Raw genomic sequence first — 21,717 nt, forward strand, 5'->3', positions numbered from 1 at the left:
TGACGCAATGGTATCATTTTACGCTACATACAATAAATTGAAACTCGTAATATACTGCAGGATTAGCAGTTTAAAATTGCTAGCATCACAACAGTGCACAATGTCACGACAAAGACAGCTGATAAACACATATATTCACCGCGCTAGCAAGGTTAAGAGAATCCACATTAGCAGTGCCTGGTATTGTAAAGGCATCAGCATTGCATTGCGCTAACGCGTGAAGCGGAACACCGCGCCCTTCGTTACCAAACAAATAGCAGTCGTAGTTTGCAAAAACGGCCGCGCTTATTTTTTTGCCCTGCATATCTAAATAAGCAAACGTAGTAAAGCGAGCTTGTAAATCATTAAGCGAAACATCAAGCTCAATAGGCACATGAAAAATAGCGCCCATGCTAGCTCGCACTACCTTTGGGTTAAACGGATCGACACTGTCGGGGCTAAGCAGTAAGCGAAAATTGCCAAACCAGGCTAAGCTTCTTAAAATTGTGCCTAAATTGCCAGGATCTTGAATTTCGTGCAAATAAATACAGCGCTCATCTTGTTTGATAGCCGTTTTTTTATTACTTAATGCTGGTAAACGCACGCATGCAACGATCCCCTGCGGTGTTTTGGTGTCACTAATGTGGCTCATTTGTTTTTGATTAATGACAGATATACTGAAGCCTGCGTTTAAAGCATTCGCCCACGGCTCATGCTCTTGGGTAACGAAAAGCTTTATTGGTGTAGCGATAGCGCCTTTTTTTAATGCGTTTTGTAGTTCAAGAACAAGATGTTCGCCTTCTACAAGGTAGCAACCTAACTGCGTACGGTATTTTTTTTGGTGCAGCTTTTTAACATCGTCCAGTTTCATATACTTTTGCCTTCACCTCTTTTTTGCACCCATTGTGTGTGCAGAATTAGCTTATTAGCGCCTATCACGTCGTGTCCTATTAATAATTTAGCACATCTAAAACCTTCAGATCTTTATCGCAATATCGTAGCACTTAGCCGAGATCAAGTCAGGTATAAAACTAAATACAGAACAAAAAAGCAGGTTCAATAGCACTACTGGCGCGCATAAACGCTTTATATAAACTGAGAATAAAGAAACAATCAAAGTCTTATTGAATTTGCAAATTCAATAAGCGGCCCTACAATGAGGTACGTTTTAAATACTACGAAGCTAATGCACTTTATGGCGCGATCAAAAACTAGCAAAAAATGGCTCGACGAACACGTTAACGACCCCTATGTTAAAAAAGCAAAAGCCGACGGTTATCGTTCACGCGCCAGCTATAAACTTATTGAGCTTAATGAAAAAGATAAGCTCTTTAGGCCCGGTAATATTGTTATGGATTTAGGCTCGGCGCCTGGAGGATGGTCGCAAATTGTGGCGCCCTTGGTAGGTGAAAGGGGCGGCGTTATTGCCTCTGACATTCTGCATATGGATTCAATAATAGGCGTAACATTCATTCAAGGTGACTTTACTGACGAGGCCGTTTACGCACAGATTCTAAGCACTTTAAACGGCCAAAAGGCCGATGTGGTGATGTCTGACATGTCACCTAACCTCAGCGGGGTAGCTACCACCGACCAGTATTCGTCAATATACCTTGTAGAGCTAGCGCTCGATATGGCCAGAAACGTATTAACACCCGGTGGCAGCTTCTGCGCCAAAGTGTTTCAAGGTGTGGGCTATGAGGAATACGTAAAAGACGTACGCACGTCTTTTGACAAAGTCGTTGTGCGCAAGCCTGCTGCGTCAAGACCAAGGTCTCGCGAAGTTTATATTGTGGGTAAAGGCTTTAAAAGGTAAAGCAAGGTAAAGCAAGGTAAAAGAATGTGAAGTGGTCACAAGGTAATGGGTTCAGATCCCCTTTACCTTTTTTTAAGCCCTTTACTTTTCCAGCAGCGGCAATTTACCTACCACAGTATTCCATTCATCGGCATCGTCTGGCGCGTCTTTTATCTCAGTAATATTTGGCCACTGCTGACACAATTGCGCATTAATGTCCAAAAACGCCTCTTGATCGTCAGGAAGCTCAGTGTCTTGATAAATTGCATCCACCGGGCATTCGGGTACGCATAGGGCGCAGTCGATGCAGATAACAGGATCGATCACTAAAAAGTTAGGGCCTTCAAAGAAAGCGTCTACTGGGCACACGGCAACGCAGTCGGTGTATTTGCATTTAATGCAGCTGTCGGTTACTACAAAGGTCATATTGGCTAATCATCAAAGGTTAGAGGGAATGAATGGTTAAAAATGAACATGTAAATGTAAAGAAGCCAAAATGAGGAGAATTTCCTCGCTCGACCACGATATAATAAAGTAGCGCACTCAAAACACAAGTTTCTTTGTTAATGGCTTGGCAGTCACACTAGGCTATCTAAAAAAGACGAAGTGATTTAAAATACTGCTCACCTACAGACAGGCTGTTAGGCGACTTTAAGAGTAAGTACACTATGCTGCGGTTAACTGACATTAAACTCCCCCTTGATCACGATGAACATGCAATTGAGCAAGCTATTTTAGGCAAACTTAATATTAGCAAAAGCCAGTTGCTGTCATTTGATATGTTCAAGCGCGGGTATGATGCACGCAATAACCGCAACATTATGCTAATTTACACGCTCGACATTGAGGTAACAGACCAAGAGAACTTGCTTGCTGAGTTTACTAACGATCCACACGTGCGCCTTACCCCAGACATGAGCTACAAATTTGTCGCTCAAGCACCCGCGCAACTTAGCCATCGCCCGGTGGTGGTTGGCCTTGGCCCATGTGGCTTATTTGCGGCGCTAATTTTAGCACAAATGGGTTTTAAGCCTATTATAATAGAGCGCGGCAAAGAAGTACGCGAACGCACTAAAGACACATTTGGCTTTTGGCGTAAGCAAGCGCTTAATCCTGAGTCGAACGTGCAGTTTGGCGAAGGCGGCGCCGGCACCTTTTCCGACGGTAAACTTTACAGCCAAGTAAAAGACCGCAAACACTACGGCCGCAAAGTACTGCACGAATTTGTGGCGGCAGGCGCGCCCGCAGAAATAATGTATGTCAGCAAACCCCATATTGGCACCTTCAAACTGGTCAATATGGTCGAAAAAATGCGCAAAGAAATAATAGCTTTAGGCGGCGAGTTTCGCTTCAGCACAAAGGTTGAAAAATTAGATTTAAACGAAGATAAGGAAATTCAAGGCCTACACTTATCTGGCGGCAACTACCTAGCCTGCAGGCACGTTATTTTAGCCATTGGCCACAGCGCGCGCGATACCTTCACCGCACTTTACGAGCAGGGCGTGTATATAGAAGCTAAGCCTTTTTCAGTAGGCTTTCGCATTGAACACGAACAAAGCATGATAGATGAGAGTCGCTTTGGCGATAACGCGGGCAACCCCATTTTGGGCGCTGCCGACTATAAGCTAGTTCACCACTGCAAAAATGGCCGCACGGTCTATAGTTTTTGCATGTGCCCCGGCGGCACCGTTGTCGCCGCAGCGTCTGAGCCCGGCAGAGTGGTCACCAACGGCATGAGCCAATATTCACGACACGAACGAAACGCCAACAGCGCTATTGTAGTAGGCATTACCCCTGAAGAAGATTACCCCGGCAATCCTTTAGCGGGAATTGAACTACAGCGCAGTCTAGAAGAGCTGGCCTTTAGTGCAGGCGGCGAAAACTACCACGCGCCCGCCCAGCTAATTGGTGATTTTTTGGCAGGCAAAGCAAGCGCCGAAATTGGTGGCGTTAAACCATCTTATACGCCGGGTATTACGCTGGGCGATTTAAGCAAAGTGGTGCCAGATTACGTGACCAAAGCTATTCGCGAGGCCATTCCTGCTTTTGAACGCCAGGTTAAGGGCTTTGCAAAAGCAGACGGTTTATTAACGGGCGTTGAAACCCGCACCTCATCTCCTATTTGCATTAAACGCGACGCCAACTATCAAAGTGTAAATATTAAAGGCCTATATCCTGCAGGCGAAGGCGCCGGCTATGCGGGCGGTATTTGGTCGGCGGGTATAGACGGCATTCGCGTTGCCGAGGCCGTAGCACTAGATTATATGAGCACGCATTAATCGATGATGCGTTAGTGCGCTAGTGCTAACATTAATTTAACTAAACATCTTTGCTCACGGCTGTTAAGATAAGGCCTGATTATTCAAGCGCAAATTACCTTTTTTTATTACTACTGATTCGTTTTTAGGTTGTCCATGGCTATCCCACTACCCCCAAAGTTAGAAAAGTATTTTAATCGTCTGTCGATAAAGAGCCGGTTTTTTAACAAGTTACTCAGCTTCTTTTTTATGCCCTTTGTATCTAAAAGTGGCTTAAGAATGAATTTCGTTGAAGATGACTACTATGCAATTTTGCCAAAAAGACGAATGAACCTGAACTGGTACGGGACCATGGCCGGCGGCGCTATTTTAGGTAATTCAGAATTAGCCGCAGGTTCGTATTTGTTTATGTTAAGTAAAGGTGAATATCGCATGATTTGCACCCGCTTAAATTATCGCTTTTTACTGCCAAGCATAGACGCCATCATGTACAAAGCCTATGTAGATTTAGAAGAGCTGGCTGAAAAAATTAAAGAAGGTGGTAAGTTCAATATAGAAATGACCATAAAAGTATTCAGAACGAATAAAAACAAGGCCACTCGCCGAATTGGCTCTGGTACTATAAGCTTTCATATGTGGCCGATAGGTACTTAACTTTGTCAACAACTTTACAATATGGTTTCTATTTAGCCTGCTCGTGGCTGTGGTGTTTAGGTGGGTTTTTCCCTTTGATATTAGGCCGAGACTATGGCTGGCCAGCATTAGCCGCCTTCACTGTGTTTAACGTAGGAGGCGCTATGGCAATGGGGTTTTACTTCAAAAACCGCAGTCAACAACAAGATTTTGAAAATACCCACAAACCTGCTATCGCAATTTTCTCTTACATTACCCTCGCCTATCAGCTATTTTTTATGGCTTGGCTTGGCGCCGTTATTGGCCAGGTATTGCTGCTGCCAGCGGTACTACTTATTGCCTTTGTTATATATCACACAAAAAAAGTGATCACATATTGGGCACAAGCATTTTATGTACTGTCTATTGGTTTGTTTGTGGGCTTTTTAGGCAGTGATTGGCCGCCTGTTGAAATCAGTGCAAAAGGCTATTGGCCGCATGCTTTGTTACCCTTAGCCATTGGCTTTATATTTTCTCCTTACCTAGACATTACTTTTCACCGCGCCTTTAAAGACAGTAAAAATCCTAAAATGAGTTTTTTAATAGGCTTTGGTGTTTTGTTTTTAAGCCTGTTGGGATTTGTGTTTTTCTATGCCACCAGCTTAGGCAATGTTTTCTTCAACCAAGCAATACCAGCGGCTATTATTTATCCAGTAGTAGGCTTTTTGGTTTTACAAATAGGCTTTACTGTGGCTGCCCACGCGAGCGAGTTAAGTACTCAGCGATACTTAAAACCAAGCTTACTGGGCAGTTCAATAGCGGTTTTTTCTGTGTTTTGCATTGGCTTATTAACAATGATCAAAGACAGCTCTATACCTTGGGTAAATTTGCCATTAGAAGAAACCTTGTATAAAACCTTCCTCTTCTTTTATAGCCTAGTATTTCCCCTTTACTTGCTATTAGGTAAGTCAAAGCCACTCTTTTTATGGGTACTAGCAATATGCACCCCTGCTTACTCAATAGGCTTTTTGATAGGTGGCGAGCACAGCTATAGCTTAACCATTGGCGTTGCTATTATAGCGACCGTGGTGGTGGTAAAGCGCCAAGCCCAGGTTTAGGCATCAACATTACAGCATAAGTAAGTCGCAAATTGGCCACAGGCAGTTCTTGTGATTATGCTTGGCCTTTTGCTAGGCTGTCGTTTAGTACACTAACCTTATGCTAAAAAGTTTGCTAGAATACTGGTTTTTCATACAGTGAACCTTCATGATTGTATATATCGCCGAAAAGCCCAGTTTAGGCCGAGCAATAGCCACCGGATTTAGCGGCCGTCAGCAAAAGCGTGACGGCTACATTGAGCTAAACAATGGTGACTGTATAACATGGTGTATAGGACACTTATTGGAGCAAGCCGAGCCTGACAAATACGATCCCGCCTTTGGCAAATGGTCTTTTACACACCTGCCCATTGTGCCCAGTAAATGGCAACTTGTGCCTAAAAAAAACACCCAGAAACAACTTAGTGTAGTTAAACGCTTACTCAAAAGCGCCACCCATATCGTAAACGCAGGCGACCCCGACCGTGAAGGCCAATTATTGGTAGACGAGGTCATTACTTACTGCGGTGTTAAACCGGCCATCATAGAAAGCGCTGGGCGTTTATTAATAAACGATTTAAACACCAGCGCGGTTAAAACTGCCTTGCAAAACATACGCACTAATAGTGAATTTATAGGCCTGTCAATATCAGCTCTAGCAAGGTCTCGCGCCGACTGGCTGTATGGTTTAAATTTAACTCGCGCCTATACTCTACTGGGGCAACAAGGGGGATACAGCGGCGTACTGTCAGTAGGACGAGTGCAAACACCGGTGTTAGGCTTAGTGGTGAGACGCTGCCAGGATATCGCCCATTTCGTGTCAAAACCCTTTTATGAAGTGCTCGCCACCCTCGAAACCACAGACAAAGCAGTCTTTACTGCTAAATGGCAGCCAAGTAAAGCCTGCGAACCTTATCAAGACGAAGAAGGCCGGATTATATCACGCAAACTTGCACAGACCGTGGTGAATAAGACTCAAGGGCAAAAAGCAAGGGTGAGTGCTTATAAAGTGCAAAGCAGACAAAGCCCCCCACCGTTACCCTTTAGTCTGTCCGTTTTACAAATAGAAGCTTCCAAACGTTTTAACCTATCGCCCAAAACAGTATTAGACCTGTGTCAGTCTTTGTACGAAAAGCACCAGTTAATTACCTACCCTCGTTCTGATTCTCGTTATTTACCCAAAGAACAGTTTAGCCAAGCTCCAGCCATTTTAACTGTTATTAAAAGCAATGAACCAAGCTTTACAAGCATGGTAAACAATGCCAATTCAAAGCTAAAATCTAAGGCTTGGGATGATAGCAAGGTTGAAGCTCACCACGCGATTATACCCACTACTCGCAAAAAGCCGACCGCCAGTTTAACTAACGATGAAGCAAAAATTTATAAGTTAATTGCCACACAGTATCTCATGCAGTTTTATGGGCCACATAAGTATCAAGAGCAAGTGGCTAAGGTTGATATTGCAGGGGGTGAGTTTTTAGCAAAAGGTAAAACCAACACCGATTTAGGTTGGTTGGCCCTAAGCAATAATGACAGCAACAAAACACAAACTGCGCTGCCAAGCTTAACTAAAGACGAGATATTGCGGTGTACTGACTCATCGCTACTAGAGAAACAAACCTCTGCGCCAAAGCATTTCACCGAAGCGACTTTATTAGCTGCCATGACAGGAATAGCACGATATGTGCAAAACAGTGAAATTAAGAAAATTCTGAAAGAGACCGACGGCCTTGGTACCGAAGCCACGCGTGCCTCAATTATCGATTTACTCTTTAAACGCCAGTTTATGCAAAAAGTGGGAAAAGAAATTCATGCCACGCAAACTGGAAGCGCGTTAATAAACGCCTTACCAAGTGAAACTACGCATCCTGACATGACCGCTATTTGGGAGGCAGACTTGACCAAAATAGCGCATCAGCAACTGCGCTATGAAGCCTTTATGAAGCCTTTAACTGAATCTATAACACAGTTAATAAACAGCAGCCAGCAGCTTGATACCAGCAAGTTCGCAGGTTTGAAAAGCGTAAAGCCAGTCGCAAAGAAGCGCTTCTACAAAAAGAAATCTTAATTGTATTGATTCGAAAACGGACAGGCACACAAATAGTTTGTTTACATATGCGCGGGAAATACTAGTAAAAAAGTAAGCGTTTAAGCAGTAAATAAGGCTGCTAATAGCCCTATAAAGCCCCCAAACACGCCGCCCCATACCACTAGCCAGCCCAAGTGCTTTTTAATCATGGTTTGTATAATATCTTTCACCATTGTAGGCGTTAGTTCATTTAAACGCTGCTGCACTATTTGGCTGACTTTTTCATGCAGGTCGTGCGGCATATCCGATTGAGTCAACTCTTCTTGTAATAATTGTGCAAACTTAGGATCTTGCGTAATTTCAGTTAATGATAGCGCCATCTTATCGACAAAAGGCTGACGCAGAGGCTCTAAGGCTTCAACGCCGCCAATCATGCCCAGCATTTGACCAAATGAAGAGGCTTTAATAAGCTCTACCAACGAATCGAATGTAGGCGATAACTCTACTTTTTTGATAACTGGGCTTAGGTCTACGTTGGTAATTTGCTTGCTTTGTGTTAAAAAACGGTCAATATTTTCTTGGCTGAAAAACTGCTCCATTACTAAGGTTCGAATACCGCTCTTAAAGTCTTCAAAGCGTGCCGGTATGACCCCTGAACCGTACAATCCAGGTACCTTTTCAAATAGCATGTGCACCGCTATCCAGTTGGTGAGCGCGCCCGACACTGCGAACAAGCCGACTGTTTTAATGATATCGTTGTTCACAATAAAGCCAAACGTCACGAGCCCTAAGGCGACAGCATTGGTGATGATGCTTTTATTCAAGAAAAAGACTCCATGGTTGAGTAAATTCGTGTACTCATGACCCAGTAATTACATACGCCGGCTTATGCTCACGTATTTATGATCACGTATTTAAAATCATGTATTTATGTTTAAGTATCTAGGTTCAGCATGGTTTATATCAGTTAAAAAAACGCTGTCAATATTTGCTATCAAGAAAATCAGTGAAATCACTAAATAAAGCCAAGGTAGCTCCTTTTACTCACAATATGCTACTGCCTGATTAGCAAGTAGTGTAAGCTACTAAAGAGCCAATATTCTTAACAAGGACATATTAATGAAAAAGTTTCTGACCGCCATTATTGCCATTTTCGCCATAGCATTTTCTCTAAGCGCTGGGGCTTTAGTCCAAGAAAAAATTGAATATAAGACGTTTGATGACAATATACAAGTCATTGACGTTCGCACCGATGCCGAATTTAACGAAGGCCATCTTTCACAAGCCCTGCACATTCCTCACACAACCATGCTGCAAGGAGAAGGCTTCGCTGACTTAGACAAAACAAAGCCCGTCGTATTGTATTGTCGCACTGGTGGTCGTGCTGGGCAGGCTAAAGCATTTTTGGAAGATCAAGGTTTTACTGATGTGACAAACGCTGGCGGTATTAGCGAACTGATTATTCCTACAGATAAGACGCGCGAATAAGAGCTTAAACACAGCGCAATATTGCGAGTGGCTTGATTTTTTTCAGCAGTGTAAAATACAAAAAGGCCATGTAACGTAGAACGCTACATGGCAATCGCTCGGGAGCGGTGAACTAAGATTTATTGTTAATTACCCAGTGATTTTTGCACTGCTATCATTTCATCATGCATCGTTTAGGCCTTTGCTCTTAGGGCCGTCAATATGCTTATGGCACCAGCAAACTGCTCAGCGTCATTGGACGCGCCGCTGTAAAATCGGTGCCTGATTTCATTACCTGAATTATATCACTTACTTTTTGCACTTTTTGGGTCTGGTTTGACATATCTGTTCCTGTAATTAAATTTTTGTCATGAGCAGCAGACACATACTATTGTTTAGCAAGTAGCGTTCCTAAATAATCGAAGCTTAAACCGCTGAATTTGCGAGAGTATTACGAAATCTTATTTATATTATAATGCGTTGACCAGTCGAATTTACAAAAACTAAGTAGAATTTACACAGCTGTTTTACTTCGTTTTACAATTGCTGAAATTGAGCAACAGCGTTAGTATGTAAGCCTCAATCAAGACTCCCGTCCCCAACTAAAGATAACGCTATGCATCTGATTTGTTTTGACTTAGACGGCACGCTATTAAACGATGCGTCTGAAATATCGATATTTACCAAAGAAACGCTAGGCCTGTTAAAAGAAAATGATATTGCCTACACGGTAGCCACAGGACGTACTATGCTCTCGGCCCGCGGTATTGTTGCCGGACATGAATTCAACTTGCCCCAAATATATAATAATGGGGTAGCGGTGTGGGATCCTAAAATTGAACAGCTTACGCTTGATAACTTGCTCAGTAAGGCTGAAATTTCAACCGTTATCAATGTTGCGCTTGCCCAAGGCATTGCCCCTTTTGTGAACACCATAGATAGACACGATAGTAACGAAAATCATCACTTTATTTTTCATTCACTAACCCATCACGAGGTAGAAAAAGACTTAGTGAATAAATATTATTCGCGCACCGATGCCAAATTGATGCCGCTACAAGCGCTGCCGGAAAATAGCAGAGTCACGAATATAAGTATGATTGGTTTGGCCGAGCCTATCCATAAGATGTGGTTAGAACTAAATGCGCACGAAAATTTAATTGCTTATTCTGGTCCCGCTTTGGAAGGGAAAAAATACAGATGGATGGATGTTCATCACTGCCTAGCCAATAAAGGCAGTGCTGTTATTAACTTGAAAGAGCAGCTAGGGGCCAGCAATGTTATTTGTTTTGGTGACAGCGACAATGACATGAGTATGTTTGCTCTTGCCGATGAGAGCTATGCTCCAGAAAATGCAACGACCGACATTAAACAGGCCGCTAGCGCAGTTATTGGCCACAATCACAAAGACGGCATAGCGCATTTCTTGCGTGAGCGTTTCTCATTATAAGGTAGCTTTTATATACAATGAATAGTATATCGTGTGAAGTACTCGAATTTGACAAGCAATTATTTGATACGGTAAGAAGCGTAAATATTTTAAGCGCCGTTAACCCTGTAAATTTTCAAGCGCAAAAGCAGGCCTTTTTTGACAGCCACTTCTCTACGCAGCCCGACTTTAGCTATTTGGCTAGAACGGTGGATGTATTTGCAACAAAAAGACAATTGTTTACGCTTCCCCTTGAGGCTGTTATTGATGAAGATCTTCACAAAATCTACTTTGATACGATTAACAGCTATGTAGACAAAGTTGACCAGTTTAACTCCATAGGCACGCCCGATTTCATGTACGACTCTTTGCGTTATTTTGGCGAACCAACAGCCAAGGATATTAGCAACGCACGCTTCATTTTGCACTTGCCTGGCAACGTGAATGAAGAAAACGAAACACTGTTAAGCTTAGATCAAATAGTTAATGTTTTGAGTGAATTTGCTAGTAACAATAACTTGCAGCACACCATGAAAGTGGAAGACAATATGGTGGCAAACGCAATAGCCGCAGGCACCACTATAAAGGTCAATAAAAATGCGCAGCTATCGCTAAGCAACACAAGCGCACTGGCGCATCATGAAATAGGCGTGCACTTAGTCACCACCCTCAATGCACGCGCGCAACCTTTAAGAATTCTTGAAGTAGGCAACCCCTTAAATACCATGACACAAGAAGGTTTGGCGATATTAAGCGAGTACTTATCAGATAATCTCACCATTAACCGCTTGAAGATACTAGCGCTAAGGGTAGTGGCCGTTGCGTCAATGATAAAAGAAAGAAGCTTTAGAAGGACTTTTTCACTGCTTAAAGAAGAATACGGCGCGGCCGATGAACTCGCTTTTTCAGTCTGTGCCAGAATATACAGAGGCGGCGGCTTTGTTAAAGATTATTTGTATCTGCAGGGCTTTCACACCATGCTCCACGCTTATGAGAACGAGCCTAATTTCAATTTGCTCTTTACAGGCAAAGCCTCAATTAATTACCTACCTCATATTAGCCGCTTGGTAGAAAAAGGCATATTGAATGAGCCTGAACACATTTCGCCTATATTCAAACAGCCTAACGAGTTAAACGAAATAAAACAGTTCATTGCTCACGCTATAAAATAAAAGCAGCTTGAAGAAAGCTACTTTTAATCCCGTACCACCTCATATTCGGGCACCACGTTGTCTTGCAGTTGCTCAATGTGCTGGGCTACGTCACTGGGTGTTTCGAAGATTGCTACGTGGAACATAGCGTCGCCTTCTTGCACTAAGGGGATGTTCTGTTTACCAATAATAACGCCGCTTTTAGGCGCTATTAAGCTGTTTGAAAAAGTGCCGGTTGGGCTAGATATCTCAGCCAGTACTTCCCCTTTTTTAACATAGTCGCCTAATTTTTTAATGTCGCGCACCATGCCGCTTGAATCTGCTCTTATCCACGCGCTGTTATATGCTATAAAAGGCTCGACCGCTTTTGTGCGCTGCTTTCTTTTGCGGATCATACCAAGGTATGACAGTACATTAAGTATCCCTTTCAAACCCGTTTGAATAGAAAGCTCGTCAAAACGTAAAGCTTCACCCGCTTCATACAGTAATACTTTGGTGCCTGACTGCGAGGCTGACTCACGCAGCGAGCCATCTCTTAAGACCGAGTTTAACAGCAGCGGCACGCCAAATACGCGCGCCATTTCGGTCGTTTCAGGATCGCTTAAATCCGCTCTAATTTGCGGAAAATTACTGCGATGAATAGCGCCCGTGTGCAAGTCTATTCCGTAGTCGCATTTTTGCGCAATTTGGGTTAAAAACAAGTGCGCTAATCTGCCGCTTAATGAGCCTTTTGGTGAGCCCGGAAAACTGCGGTTAAGATCTCTGCGGTCGGGCATATAACGGGTTTGGTTAAGCACGCCATATACGTTTACAATCGGCACAGCGAGTAAAGTGCCCTTTATCAGTTTAAATGACTTCATTTGTAATAAACGGCGAATAATTTCAATGCCATTTAGCTCATCGCCATGTATGGCCGCGCTGATAAACATGACGGGGCCGGCTTTCCTGGCATTAATGACTTCTACCGGTATCGATATTTCTGTATCGGTGTATAAACGCGCCGCCGGCAACTCAAGCTTTACGCGAGTTCCCGGCTTTACGAAGGTGTCGCCTATTTGTATTCCTGCAGCCACAAATTAACCCTTACCAGTTGTGCGCGTAGCATGCGGTTTTGCATGCTTTTCAATGTGCGCAAAAATGAGTCCTGCAACATCTTTTTTAGTCGCAGTTTCTATGCCTTCTAAGCCAGGAGATGAGTTTACTTCCATTACCACCGGCCCACGTTCAGCGCGCAGTAAGTCAACACCGCATACGTTTAAGCCCATTATTTTAGCCGCGGCAACGGCGGTAGCGCGCTCTTTTGGCGTTAGCTTAACTAGCACCGCTGAGCCTCCTCGGTGAAGGTTTGAGCGAAACTCGCCTTCAGCGCCTTGGCGTTTCATGGCCGCAACGACCTTATCGCCCACTACAAAACAGCGAATGTCGGCGCCGCCTGCCTCTTTAATAAACTCTTGAATAAGAATGTCTGCATTTAAGCCCATGAATGCTTCAACTATCGCTTCGGCGGTTTTGGCTGTTTCAGCTAACACCACACCTATCCCTTGCGTGCCTTCTAATAGCTTAATAACGCAGGGCGCGCCGCCCACATTTTTAATTAAATCTTTTATGTTGTCAGGACGGTTGGCAAACCCTGTTCTAGGCAAGCCAATGCCTTTTCTAGACAACAACTGGGTGGAGCGTAACTTGTCTCTGGAGCGGCTTATAGCAACCGATTCATTCACGCAAAAACTGCCCGACATTTCAAACTGGCGCACAACAGCCGTGCCATAAAATGAGATAGAAGCACCGATACGCGGAATAATTGCATCATACTGAGGCAGTTCTTTACCTTTATACCTGACCACTGGACGGCTACTGGTAATGTCCATATAGCAGTGAAGCGTGTCTATTATATCGACGTCGTGACCACGGGCTTCACCAGCCTCTTTTAAACGGCGCGTGGAATAGAGATTTTTGTTTCTAGATAAAATAGCGATTTTCATTTTACTTCCGTTCTTGACTTTATATGGTGGGTAGACGTGACGGTGAAGAAAAAAGTCACAACTTATCTTACCTTACCTTAATTAGACACTACATTAGAAAGCAAAGCGACTCATTATATGTTGAGATGCCGTTATTGTATGCAAATCACCGTTAAATATGTGCGTAAAAAAAGGCCCATCATTAACGGCATTTTACGACTGTATTATTCGAATGCCTTGCTAAAGACACTTTCTCAAGGGCTTGGAACAACATCCATCAATTAAAAGACAATGAACGCTTCTTTCAATGGGTCATTACTATCGTTAGAAACAATGCCATGGATGTGTTGAGAGACAACAAAAAGAGTGATGAAATTAATGAATTATTCGCCGTGGATGAATATACCGCCCAAGCCGATGAGTTAGCTTTAGGTGAAACTGAAGCTATTTCAGCGCTGCCCCGCTTAGTTAAGGCGGCTAAGATCCCCTTGCAGTCGGCCCCGCTGCCACCAAACTGCGGCCATGCGCTGTATCAGTAAACTTCTCAAAGTTATCAACAAATAGACCCGCTAAGTTTTCTGCCTTCTCATACCAGTTTTGAGTGTCTGTGTAAGTGGCTCTTGGATCTAGGATCTCAGGTGCAATTCCAGCCAACTGAGTGGGAATGCTAAGATTAAAGATGGGTAATAATTGCTCCTCAGCCTCGTCCATGCTGCCGTCTAAAATAGCGTCTATTATGGCGCGGGTCGCTTTAATAGATATACGCTTACCGCTGCCGTTCCAACCGGTGTTTACCAGATAGGCCTGCGCGTTAACCGCCTGCATACGCCTTTCTAATACATTTGCGTACTGGGTAGGGTGCAAGGTTAAGAAGGCTGCCCCAAAGCAGCTTGAAAACGTTGGGGTTGGCTCAGTGATCCCGCGCTCAGTGCCAGCTAGTTTGGCTGTAAAGCCCGACAGTAAGTAATACTGCGCCTGCTCCGGTGTTAATTTAGCCACTGCCGGCAGTACACCAAAAGCATCAGCGGTTAAAAAGATAACTTTTTTAGCATGTCCTGCTTTAGAAATTGGTTTAACGATATTGGTAATGTGGTTAATCGGATACGACACTCTGGTGTTTTCAGTAATAGAGCTGTCACTGTAGTCAATAACGCCGGCTTCATTATGCGTCACGTTTTCAAGCAATGCGTTACGACAAATGGCGGCGTAAATATCAGGCTCTGCTTCTTGGCTTAGGTTTATTGTCTTAGCGTAGCAGCCGCCTTCTAAGTTAAATACACCGTAGTCGTCCCAGCCGTGCTCATCATCGCCAATAAGCTGTCTTTTAGGATCGGTTGAAAGCGTGGTTTTGCCGGTGCCTGACAAGCCAAAGAATATTGCCACGTCACCTTCTTTGCCTACGTTAGCACTGCAATGCATAGACGCGATTCCCTGCAGCGGCAGGTAGTAGTTCATCATCGCGAACATGCCTTTTTTCATTTCGCCGCCGTACCATGTGCCGCCAATGAGCTGGATGCGCTCAGTTAAATTAAATGCAACAAAGTTCTCTGAGTTTAGGCCTTGCGCTTGCCAGTTTGGATTGGTGGTTTTGGCGCCGTTCATAACGATAAAGTCGGGGGCAAAATCCGCTCGTTCTTGTGCGGTAGGCGTAATGAACATGTTGGTGACAAAATGTGCTTGCCAGGCAACTTCTGTGATAAAGCGCACCGACATACGCGTGTCTTGATTAGCGCCGCAAAAAGCGTCTACCACAAACAGGCGTTTGCCACTAAGCTGGTCTGTCACTAAGGTTTTAAGTTGATCCCAAGTATCTTGGGTTATAGCTTTGTTGTCGTTTTTACCTTGATCAGACCACCACAAGGTATCTTGGGTGATGCTATCTTTTACAATATATTTGTCTTTTGGAGAGCGACCCGTAAATTTACCGGTTTTAACGCAAACAGCGCCCGACTCAGTAACATCTCCCTTTTCAAACCCTGAGAGCTCGGGTTTAGTGGTTTCAGTAAACAGAGTGTCGTAGTCAGGGTTGTGTAAAATTTCAGAATTGGTATTAATATTGTATTGTTTCAACGCATCGATCAAATTCACCTAAGGCTCTCTTCATATTTAGTCAATATATGTTTTTAGTTTATAGTCTTTAGCGCAAATCCTCCACCCCTTAAGCACATACTCGCGATAAAAAGCACGAATACGTCACTGTTTACGACTAAAGTCTGTTTTCGCATTTTTAAATTGAAGAAATCGCTTTCGTATACTTACAGCGCTATGATCAAAATGCAGAAGGTTCAGGTAAAGTTAACTTTAGTACCGACGAAGGTCGGTTGCATGAATCAATTACAATGTTTATGCTAATTGGTATGAGCGCAAACATTGACGCAAACATTAACGCAAACATTAACGATTTCGGTTGGAAGCCAATATCTCTTGATGTTCATCTCTTCCAACCTACATTCATTACATAAAGGAAAGTAACTATGGCAACACGTACCCATTTTGACGCGCTGGTGGTTGAAGAAAACGCTGATAACACTTTCAGCAAGTACATTCGTCGAAGAGCTATAAGTGATTTACCAAGCAACGAGCTGTTAATTGAAGTGCACTATTCGTCGCTTAATTTTAAGGATGCTATGTCTGCCAGCGGCAATAAGCGTATCACCCAGCATTATCCACATACGCCCGGCATAGATGCTGCAGGCGTGGTGGTTAGCGACACTTCAAACACTTTCAAAGCGGGCCAAGAGGTGTTAGTTTTTGGCTATGATTTAGGCATGAATACCGCCGGTGGTCTTGGTCAAATGATATCAATTCCAGCAAATTGGGCGGTGCTTTGCCCAGCCACGCTTTCACTCAAAGAAGCGATGACCTATGGCACCGGGGGCTTAACCGCAGCATTGTGTATTCAAAAGTTAGAAAAAATGGGCGCGAAGCCAAGTGACGGGAAAATTGCCGTAACAGGTGCAACAGGAGGTGTAGGCAGTATGAGCGTTGCCTTACTTGCGCAGTTAGGTTACGAGGTAGTCGCTTTTTCGGGTAAACCCGAACAAAGTGAGCATTTAAAAGCACTAGGCGCAATAGAAGTGTTGCACCGAAACACCATCGCTGAAGAAAATAGCAAACCTGCTGGCAAAGAGATATGGGCCCACGGCATCGACACTTTAGGCGGTGCATATTTAGCCAACCTGCTCAAACAACTAAAATCTGGCGGCGGGGTCGCGTCTTGTGGGCTAGCCTCTTCTCCTGAACTTGCAATGACGGTTATTCCTTTTATTACGCGGGGGGTATCGTTACTTGGAGTCGATTCGGTTTATATTTCTTTGGCTGAAAAACAACAGGTATGGAAGCGCGTTGCCACCGACATGAAGCTAGAGCAACTCGATCAGTATTGTGAAGAAATTAGCCTCGCACAAACACCTGAGTACCTAGACCGTTTCTTTGCTAGCAAAGTAGTGGGGCGATATGTGGTGAACATGCGCTAAGGAAACCGCGCTTGACGAACTTAGCTTCGATAATGGTGATTCTGCCCAAGAACGCATGCAAACTACATTTACGCCTCGCGGCAAAGCCTTATTGAGCCAACAATGCTCTAACCTGCTTGCCTAGTTCTACCTGCTCTTGACATACTTTCTCAAAACCATAGGCTTTGGTTTCTTACATAATTTCACTGAAATGCCTTAGGCCGTCAGTAGGCAAAGTAGCGTGTCAATTCATCCCATCACACAAGCTCTTAGCTACCTTAATTTATTGAGGTGTAAAATATTAAGTGATTTGAACCTATCTTTATTACGTTAATACTAAACTTCTGTGGTACTAAACCTGTATAATATTTGGCTTAATTTTTACGGTAATAATATTGTTTTTAAAGCTTGTTTGAAAGGAAAGTGGTAAATGCGTAACACGGTAATAGAAAAAGTAACTTGGGTGCATCATTGGAACGACACGCTATTTAGTTTCAAAACTACTCGCGGACAGGGCTTAACGTTTGAAAGCGGGCAGTTTGTCCTAATCGGTTTAGAAGTAGACGGCAGACCTTTGTTACGAGCTTACAGTATTGCCAGCCCCCACTATGCTGACGAATTAGAATTTCTTAGTATAAAAGTCGCCGACGGCGCACTAACCTCTAAACTCCAAAAAATAGGAGTAGGTGACGATGTAATTGTAACCACCAGGCCAACGGGAACGCTGGTACCAGGCTATCTTAACGCTGGTAAAAATCTGTATTTGTTAGGTACCGGAACCGGCTTAGCACCTTTTATGAGTATTATCCGCGACCCGTTTATTTATGACGAATTTGAAAAAGTAATTTTAGTGCACTGTGTTAGGTACGCATCAGAGCTAGCCTATCAAGATGAAATACTCAATGTGCTGCCTGAAAACGAATTCTACGGTGACTTAATTAAAGAAAAACTCATTTATTACCCAAGTGTTACCCGTGAAAAAAACGTGGCGTCGCAGCTTGAACAAGGCGCTGATATAAAAATGCACTATGAGCGCATCACTACGCTTATTACCAGTGGCAAACTCAGCAGTGATATTGGGCTTCCAGCACTAGACACTAACAATGACCGTTTCATGCTGTGCGGCAATAACGATATGCTGCAAGACACCATGAAACTGCTCGATGATTTAGGCTTTTCTAGGGCCACCTCTCGTGTGAAAGGCGATTATGTAATTGAGCAGGCATTTATTGACAAGTAATCATTGCAAAAATGCAGTGACGAAATGTCGATTTCGCCCGTTATTATATTAGGTAAACATAAGCGGAAGTAATATATTCACCGCAAAATATGCGGTGAATAAGCGCTCTATTCAACGCGCTGCTGTTAATTATTAAACAGAATATACGCGTTTAGGGAGGTAGCGATTAGCAACCATACAAAATATGGCAGCATAAGCAATACTTTCACCTTCAAGACAGCGCGGTAGTGCACTAGAAAATATCCCACCAGCACGCTTAGCGCTCCGATAATAATTAAACCCGGTATGACTTGTTCAAGCATAAAGAATACGGGTGTCCAACTTACATTTAAAATCCACTGAGCCGTATACAAGGCTACTAGCTTCTTTTTGTCGGCCACCTCGTTGTAAGCAAACCCCATAAACACCGAGAAAAAGACCATAATGGTGGTCCACGCGGCTCCAAATGCCCAACCCGGTGGCGTCCAAGGTGCTTTATTTATGCTCGTGTACCATTCACCGCTTACTGCAGCGCCTGTGGCTAAACTGCCTATTCCTAAAGCCGCAAAATTGATGATGAAAAAAATGACAATGTATTTGATTAGCGTTGTGTTCATTAACAGATAATCCCCTATTGCTTTCAAATTGGGCAAGACTAAGCTAAAAGTTAGGTGTAGGCAACTTACTGAAGGGCGTTATCCCACAACGATTGCTTTGTTAAAGCGCCATCAAAACTAAACGATGCATAGTCTTAGTGAATTTACTTTTATTACGCATTATGTGAAATTAAAAACTTGTGGGTGACTCCATTAGATTTTATAGCGCTTATGCAATAATTTTCTGCAGGCTATAAAGCAAGGCCTAAAATCGCGAAGCCGAGGGTTGCTGGAGCACTCACGCCAACAACATCCGTTTTTACTTCCCAAGTGCCCAACAAACTTACGTTAAAATTGCACCACCACATTGATAGAATAATTGCGACCTGGCGCTGTAAACGGCTGCAAATTAGCACTAGCAGCTTGTCCGCGTACTTCTGAAGCAAGCCAATATTGTTTATCGCTAATATTAAATATACCCGCGTTCACTTTGATGTTTGGCGTAATATTAATATGTCCAAGTATGTCTATGGTGGTGTAGCTTGGCGCACTAAAAAATTCAGCGTCGCCAGCGTCAGCAATTGCTTTGGCGTCTTGCGAATAAGTACTCGCTATCTCTATACGCCATGGATCGCTGTAGTCTTGGTACTGTAGACCTAGAACCGCTTGATTAGGTAAAATGGAATCAAGCTCATTACCGGTGGCTTTATTTTCAGAATCTTGAATACTGTAGCTAGCTCTTACCTGCCAGCCTTGTGCATCTGTAAAAGTGTCGCCCAAAGACCATGTAATTTGTCCTTCAATGCCGCGAATTTCAACATCGTCTACGTTAACAGACTGAAAACGTATAAAGCCATTGTTTGGGTCTATGCCCACAAAGGTTAAGGATTCAATAAAATTTTTGTAGTCGTTTTGATAGGCACTAACACTCCAGCTTAGCGCGTCGGTAAAGCCCCTTAATCCGACTTCAACACTGGCCACCGATTCAGGTTTTAAGTTTGGGTTTGATAATGAGGTGTAACGCCCAGCAAAGTTTGTAAAGCCCACGTTTACATCATCCATGGGCGGTATTCTAAAACCTTCTGCATACTGCAGCCAAATATTATAATTTTCAGTTAAGGAGTAAACAGCGCCCAGTTTTTTTGATAACTGGCTGTCGTTAAAACTCGACACTTGCACACCTGGGTTTGCTGTTTCAAACAGTAAGTCCGACTCGGGCGTAAGCTTGAAACGGTCATAGCGTAAGCCAGGGCTGAGCAATAGTCGTCCATCTAAGAACTGAATTTCGTCTTGAATAAATAAAGATTGTTCAGACAGTTCAGAAAGCGGAAAATCTCGTGCGGGAAACACGCTAAACTCACGAATGTCGGCACCAGTGGCTTGATCTTGCGTTTGGCCTTCCCTTAATCCTTCTGAGTCAGTGGTTTCAACGCTTAATCCATAAATCAAATAGTGCTCACCGCCCCATGTGAATGCATGGTCAAATTGTGCATTAAGGCCAATGGTGCTTTGCTCAAATAGTCCATCGCGAGTTCTAAAAAACGAAGATGCATCGGGTGCTAAACTGCGCCTTACTAATTCAGATGACTGGTTGCTAGAAGACTCTTGGTAAAACGCAAGTAAATCGATACGTTTCAAGTGATGCTGCGACACAGGCTGATAAAGATAACGCCCCGAAACCCGCGAACGTTCTTGTTCGTCAAAACCTTCACTAGAAAGCGTCATGGTGCCGCGTACTACAGAGCCAATATCAGACAATAATACGGTATCGCTGTTTTGCTCGAAGGTCTCACCGACAAGCTCAAATCTATGCGCCTTATCACTTTGAAAAATGAGTTTTCCCAACATGCTAAGAGATTCGTTGTCTTGTGGATTAGCGCTGTTGCGATCACTTCCCAAGACATCATCGTCGAAGTACGATTGCGTTTCACCACTTTCACGATAAGTGCTGTTAAGCAACCATTGCCAATTACCGCCTACACCCGCTAACATACCATTTACATAGGATTCGTTTGACTGACTCACGTAGCCAAGCTTTGCTCTGCCGGCAAATGACTCGCCGTTGGCCACAATATCGGCTGGATCTTTAGTGGTAAACGCCACCACCCCGCCTATTGCGTCGCTGCCATACAGCGTAGACGCAGGGCCCCGCACTATATCCACAGATTTAATAAGATCTACATCCACAAAGTCTCGTCGCGCCGACAGGCTAGGCCCAAAACTAAATTCATCGGCAATGGGAATATTGTCAACCAATATGAGCACTCGGTCACCGCTAATACCTCGAATATTGAAGCTAGACAGTCCAAAGCGCCCGCCACCTTCTACCGACACACCCGGCTCATAGCGAAGAAGGTCACGAATATTGGTTGCGCCTATTGCATCTATTTCTTCACTGCTGATGCGGGTTACCGTGGCGGCTATTTCATTTATTTTACGCGCTGTTTTAGTGCCGCTGATTGAAATAGTTTCTATTGCAGATTCAGTATTAGCCTCTGTTGCTGAGGCATTTGCAGCGCCTGTTAATGCCAGGCAAACGGCTAGTGAGCAAAGTGACGATTGAAAAGCGAACGCTGTAAAATGAGGTTTCATAAATATTTCCTTATCTAGTAGTTGACTATAATGCTAATGATAATTATTATCATTAGCAATAGATAAAATGGTAATCA

At 43.6% G+C, this 21,717-nt stretch carries 18 protein-coding genes and 1 pseudogene; 11 read left to right on the forward strand and 8 right to left on the reverse strand.

What is annotated here, in order from left to right; genetic code table 11:
- Positions 1-103: 103 nt before the first annotated feature.
- Positions 104-850 carry a TrmH family RNA methyltransferase gene (locus tag GPUN_RS08325; protein WP_006005536.1) on the reverse strand — a complete coding sequence of 249 codons (747 nt, stop codon included), beginning with the start codon at positions 848-850 and terminating at the stop codon, positions 104-106.
- Between the two features lie 324 nt (positions 851-1,174).
- On the opposite strand from GPUN_RS08325, the gene rlmE reads away from it, so the two are divergent.
- Positions 1,175-1,795, forward strand: coding sequence for a 23S rRNA (uridine(2552)-2'-O)-methyltransferase RlmE (rlmE, locus tag GPUN_RS08330; protein ID WP_006005537.1), 621 nt, complete (start codon positions 1,175-1,177; stop codon positions 1,793-1,795).
- Between the two features lie 81 nt (positions 1,796-1,876).
- Here rlmE and fdxA read toward each other — a convergent pair whose 3' ends face one another.
- Positions 1,877-2,200: a ferredoxin FdxA gene (gene fdxA / locus GPUN_RS08335; RefSeq protein WP_040520718.1), complete on the reverse strand. Its 324-nt coding sequence runs from the start codon at positions 2,198-2,200 to the stop codon at positions 1,877-1,879.
- A gap of 242 nt (positions 2,201-2,442) precedes the next feature.
- On the opposite strand from fdxA, the gene GPUN_RS08340 reads away from it, so the two are divergent.
- The 4 genes from GPUN_RS08340 (at position 2,443) to GPUN_RS08355 (ending at position 7,809) form a co-directional block, all read left to right on the forward strand.
- The gene (locus GPUN_RS08340) at positions 2,443-4,053 is read left to right on the forward strand and encodes an NAD(P)/FAD-dependent oxidoreductase (protein ID WP_006005541.1); all 1,611 of its coding nucleotides are present in this window, start codon (positions 2,443-2,445) and stop codon (positions 4,051-4,053) included.
- A 135-nt stretch (positions 4,054-4,188) separates the two neighbouring features.
- Positions 4,189-4,686, forward strand: coding sequence for a hypothetical protein (locus GPUN_RS08345; RefSeq protein WP_006005542.1), 498 nt, complete (start codon positions 4,189-4,191; stop codon positions 4,684-4,686).
- Between the two features lie 2 nt (positions 4,687-4,688).
- On the forward strand, positions 4,689-5,762 hold the full coding sequence (locus tag GPUN_RS08350; protein ID WP_141567260.1) for a hypothetical protein: 1,074 nt from the start codon (positions 4,689-4,691) through the stop codon (positions 5,760-5,762).
- Between the two features lie 148 nt (positions 5,763-5,910).
- Entirely contained in the window at positions 5,911-7,809 is a 1,899-nt protein-coding gene (locus GPUN_RS08355; protein ID WP_006005546.1) for a DNA topoisomerase III, read from the forward strand.
- Positions 7,810-7,889: 80 nt separating this feature from the next.
- On the opposite strand, the gene GPUN_RS08360 is transcribed toward GPUN_RS08355, so the two are convergent.
- The gene (locus GPUN_RS08360) at positions 7,890-8,594 is read right to left on the reverse strand and encodes a DUF445 family protein (protein ID WP_006005548.1); all 705 of its coding nucleotides are present in this window, start codon (positions 8,592-8,594) and stop codon (positions 7,890-7,892) included.
- A 295-nt stretch (positions 8,595-8,889) separates the two neighbouring features.
- On the opposite strand from GPUN_RS08360, the gene GPUN_RS08365 reads away from it, so the two are divergent.
- From GPUN_RS08365 to GPUN_RS08375, 3 genes are all read left to right on the forward strand, one after another.
- A complete protein-coding gene (locus GPUN_RS08365) occupies positions 8,890-9,258 on the forward strand; it encodes a rhodanese-like domain-containing protein (protein WP_006005550.1) in 369 nt (122 codons plus the stop codon).
- Between the two features lie 595 nt (positions 9,259-9,853).
- Entirely contained in the window at positions 9,854-10,687 is an 834-nt protein-coding gene (locus tag GPUN_RS08370; RefSeq protein WP_006005553.1) for an HAD family hydrolase, read from the forward strand.
- 17 nt (positions 10,688-10,704) lie between these two features.
- Positions 10,705-11,838 (forward strand): flavohemoglobin expression-modulating QEGLA motif protein, encoded by a 1,134-nt coding sequence (locus GPUN_RS08375; RefSeq protein ID WP_006005555.1) that lies wholly within the window; start codon positions 10,705-10,707, stop codon positions 11,836-11,838.
- Positions 11,839-11,861: 23 nt separating this feature from the next.
- Here the strand turns inward: GPUN_RS08375 and GPUN_RS08380 are convergent, their stop codons facing one another.
- A complete protein-coding gene (locus GPUN_RS08380) occupies positions 11,862-12,890 on the reverse strand; it encodes a succinylglutamate desuccinylase/aspartoacylase family protein (protein WP_006005556.1) in 1,029 nt (342 codons plus the stop codon).
- A 3-nt stretch (positions 12,891-12,893) separates the two neighbouring features.
- Complete coding sequence (gene rimK / locus GPUN_RS08385) at positions 12,894-13,799, reverse strand: 30S ribosomal protein S6--L-glutamate ligase (RefSeq protein WP_006005558.1); 906 nt, start codon at positions 13,797-13,799, stop codon at positions 12,894-12,896.
- A 227-nt stretch (positions 13,800-14,026) separates the two neighbouring features.
- On the opposite strand from rimK, the pseudogene GPUN_RS14230 reads away from it, so the two are divergent.
- A pseudogene (locus GPUN_RS14230) lies at positions 14,027-14,317 on the forward strand (RNA polymerase sigma factor); the annotation flags it as partial.
- Here the strand turns inward: GPUN_RS14230 and pckA are convergent.
- On the reverse strand, positions 14,256-15,866 hold the full coding sequence (gene pckA, locus GPUN_RS08390; protein WP_040520719.1) for a phosphoenolpyruvate carboxykinase (ATP): 1,611 nt from the start codon (positions 15,864-15,866) through the stop codon (positions 14,256-14,258). The pseudogene GPUN_RS14230 and the gene pckA overlap by 62 nt on opposite strands.
- A gap of 386 nt (positions 15,867-16,252) precedes the next feature.
- Between pckA and GPUN_RS08395 the strand changes: the two genes are divergently transcribed.
- On the forward strand, positions 16,253-17,254 hold the full coding sequence (locus GPUN_RS08395) for a YhdH/YhfP family quinone oxidoreductase (RefSeq protein WP_006005563.1): 1,002 nt from the start codon (positions 16,253-16,255) through the stop codon (positions 17,252-17,254).
- Between the two features lie 409 nt (positions 17,255-17,663).
- Positions 17,664-18,473, forward strand: a complete 810-nt coding sequence (locus GPUN_RS08400; RefSeq protein WP_006005566.1) for a ferredoxin--NADP reductase — start codon at positions 17,664-17,666, stop codon at positions 18,471-18,473.
- A 125-nt stretch (positions 18,474-18,598) separates the two neighbouring features.
- Here the strand turns inward: GPUN_RS08400 and GPUN_RS08405 are convergent, their stop codons facing one another.
- Both GPUN_RS08405 and GPUN_RS08410 read right to left on the reverse strand, forming a co-directional pair.
- Entirely contained in the window at positions 18,599-19,069 is a 471-nt protein-coding gene (locus GPUN_RS08405; protein WP_006005567.1) for a TspO/MBR family protein, read from the reverse strand.
- A gap of 327 nt (positions 19,070-19,396) precedes the next feature.
- The gene (locus tag GPUN_RS08410) at positions 19,397-21,640 is read right to left on the reverse strand and encodes a TonB-dependent hemoglobin/transferrin/lactoferrin family receptor (protein ID WP_006005569.1); all 2,244 of its coding nucleotides are present in this window, start codon (positions 21,638-21,640) and stop codon (positions 19,397-19,399) included.
- Between the last annotated feature and the right edge of the window lie 77 nt (positions 21,641-21,717).

The sequence above is a fragment of the Glaciecola punicea ACAM 611 genome, assembly GCF_000252165.1.
GTDB classification, from domain to species: Bacteria; Pseudomonadota; Gammaproteobacteria; order Enterobacterales; family Alteromonadaceae; genus Glaciecola; species Glaciecola punicea.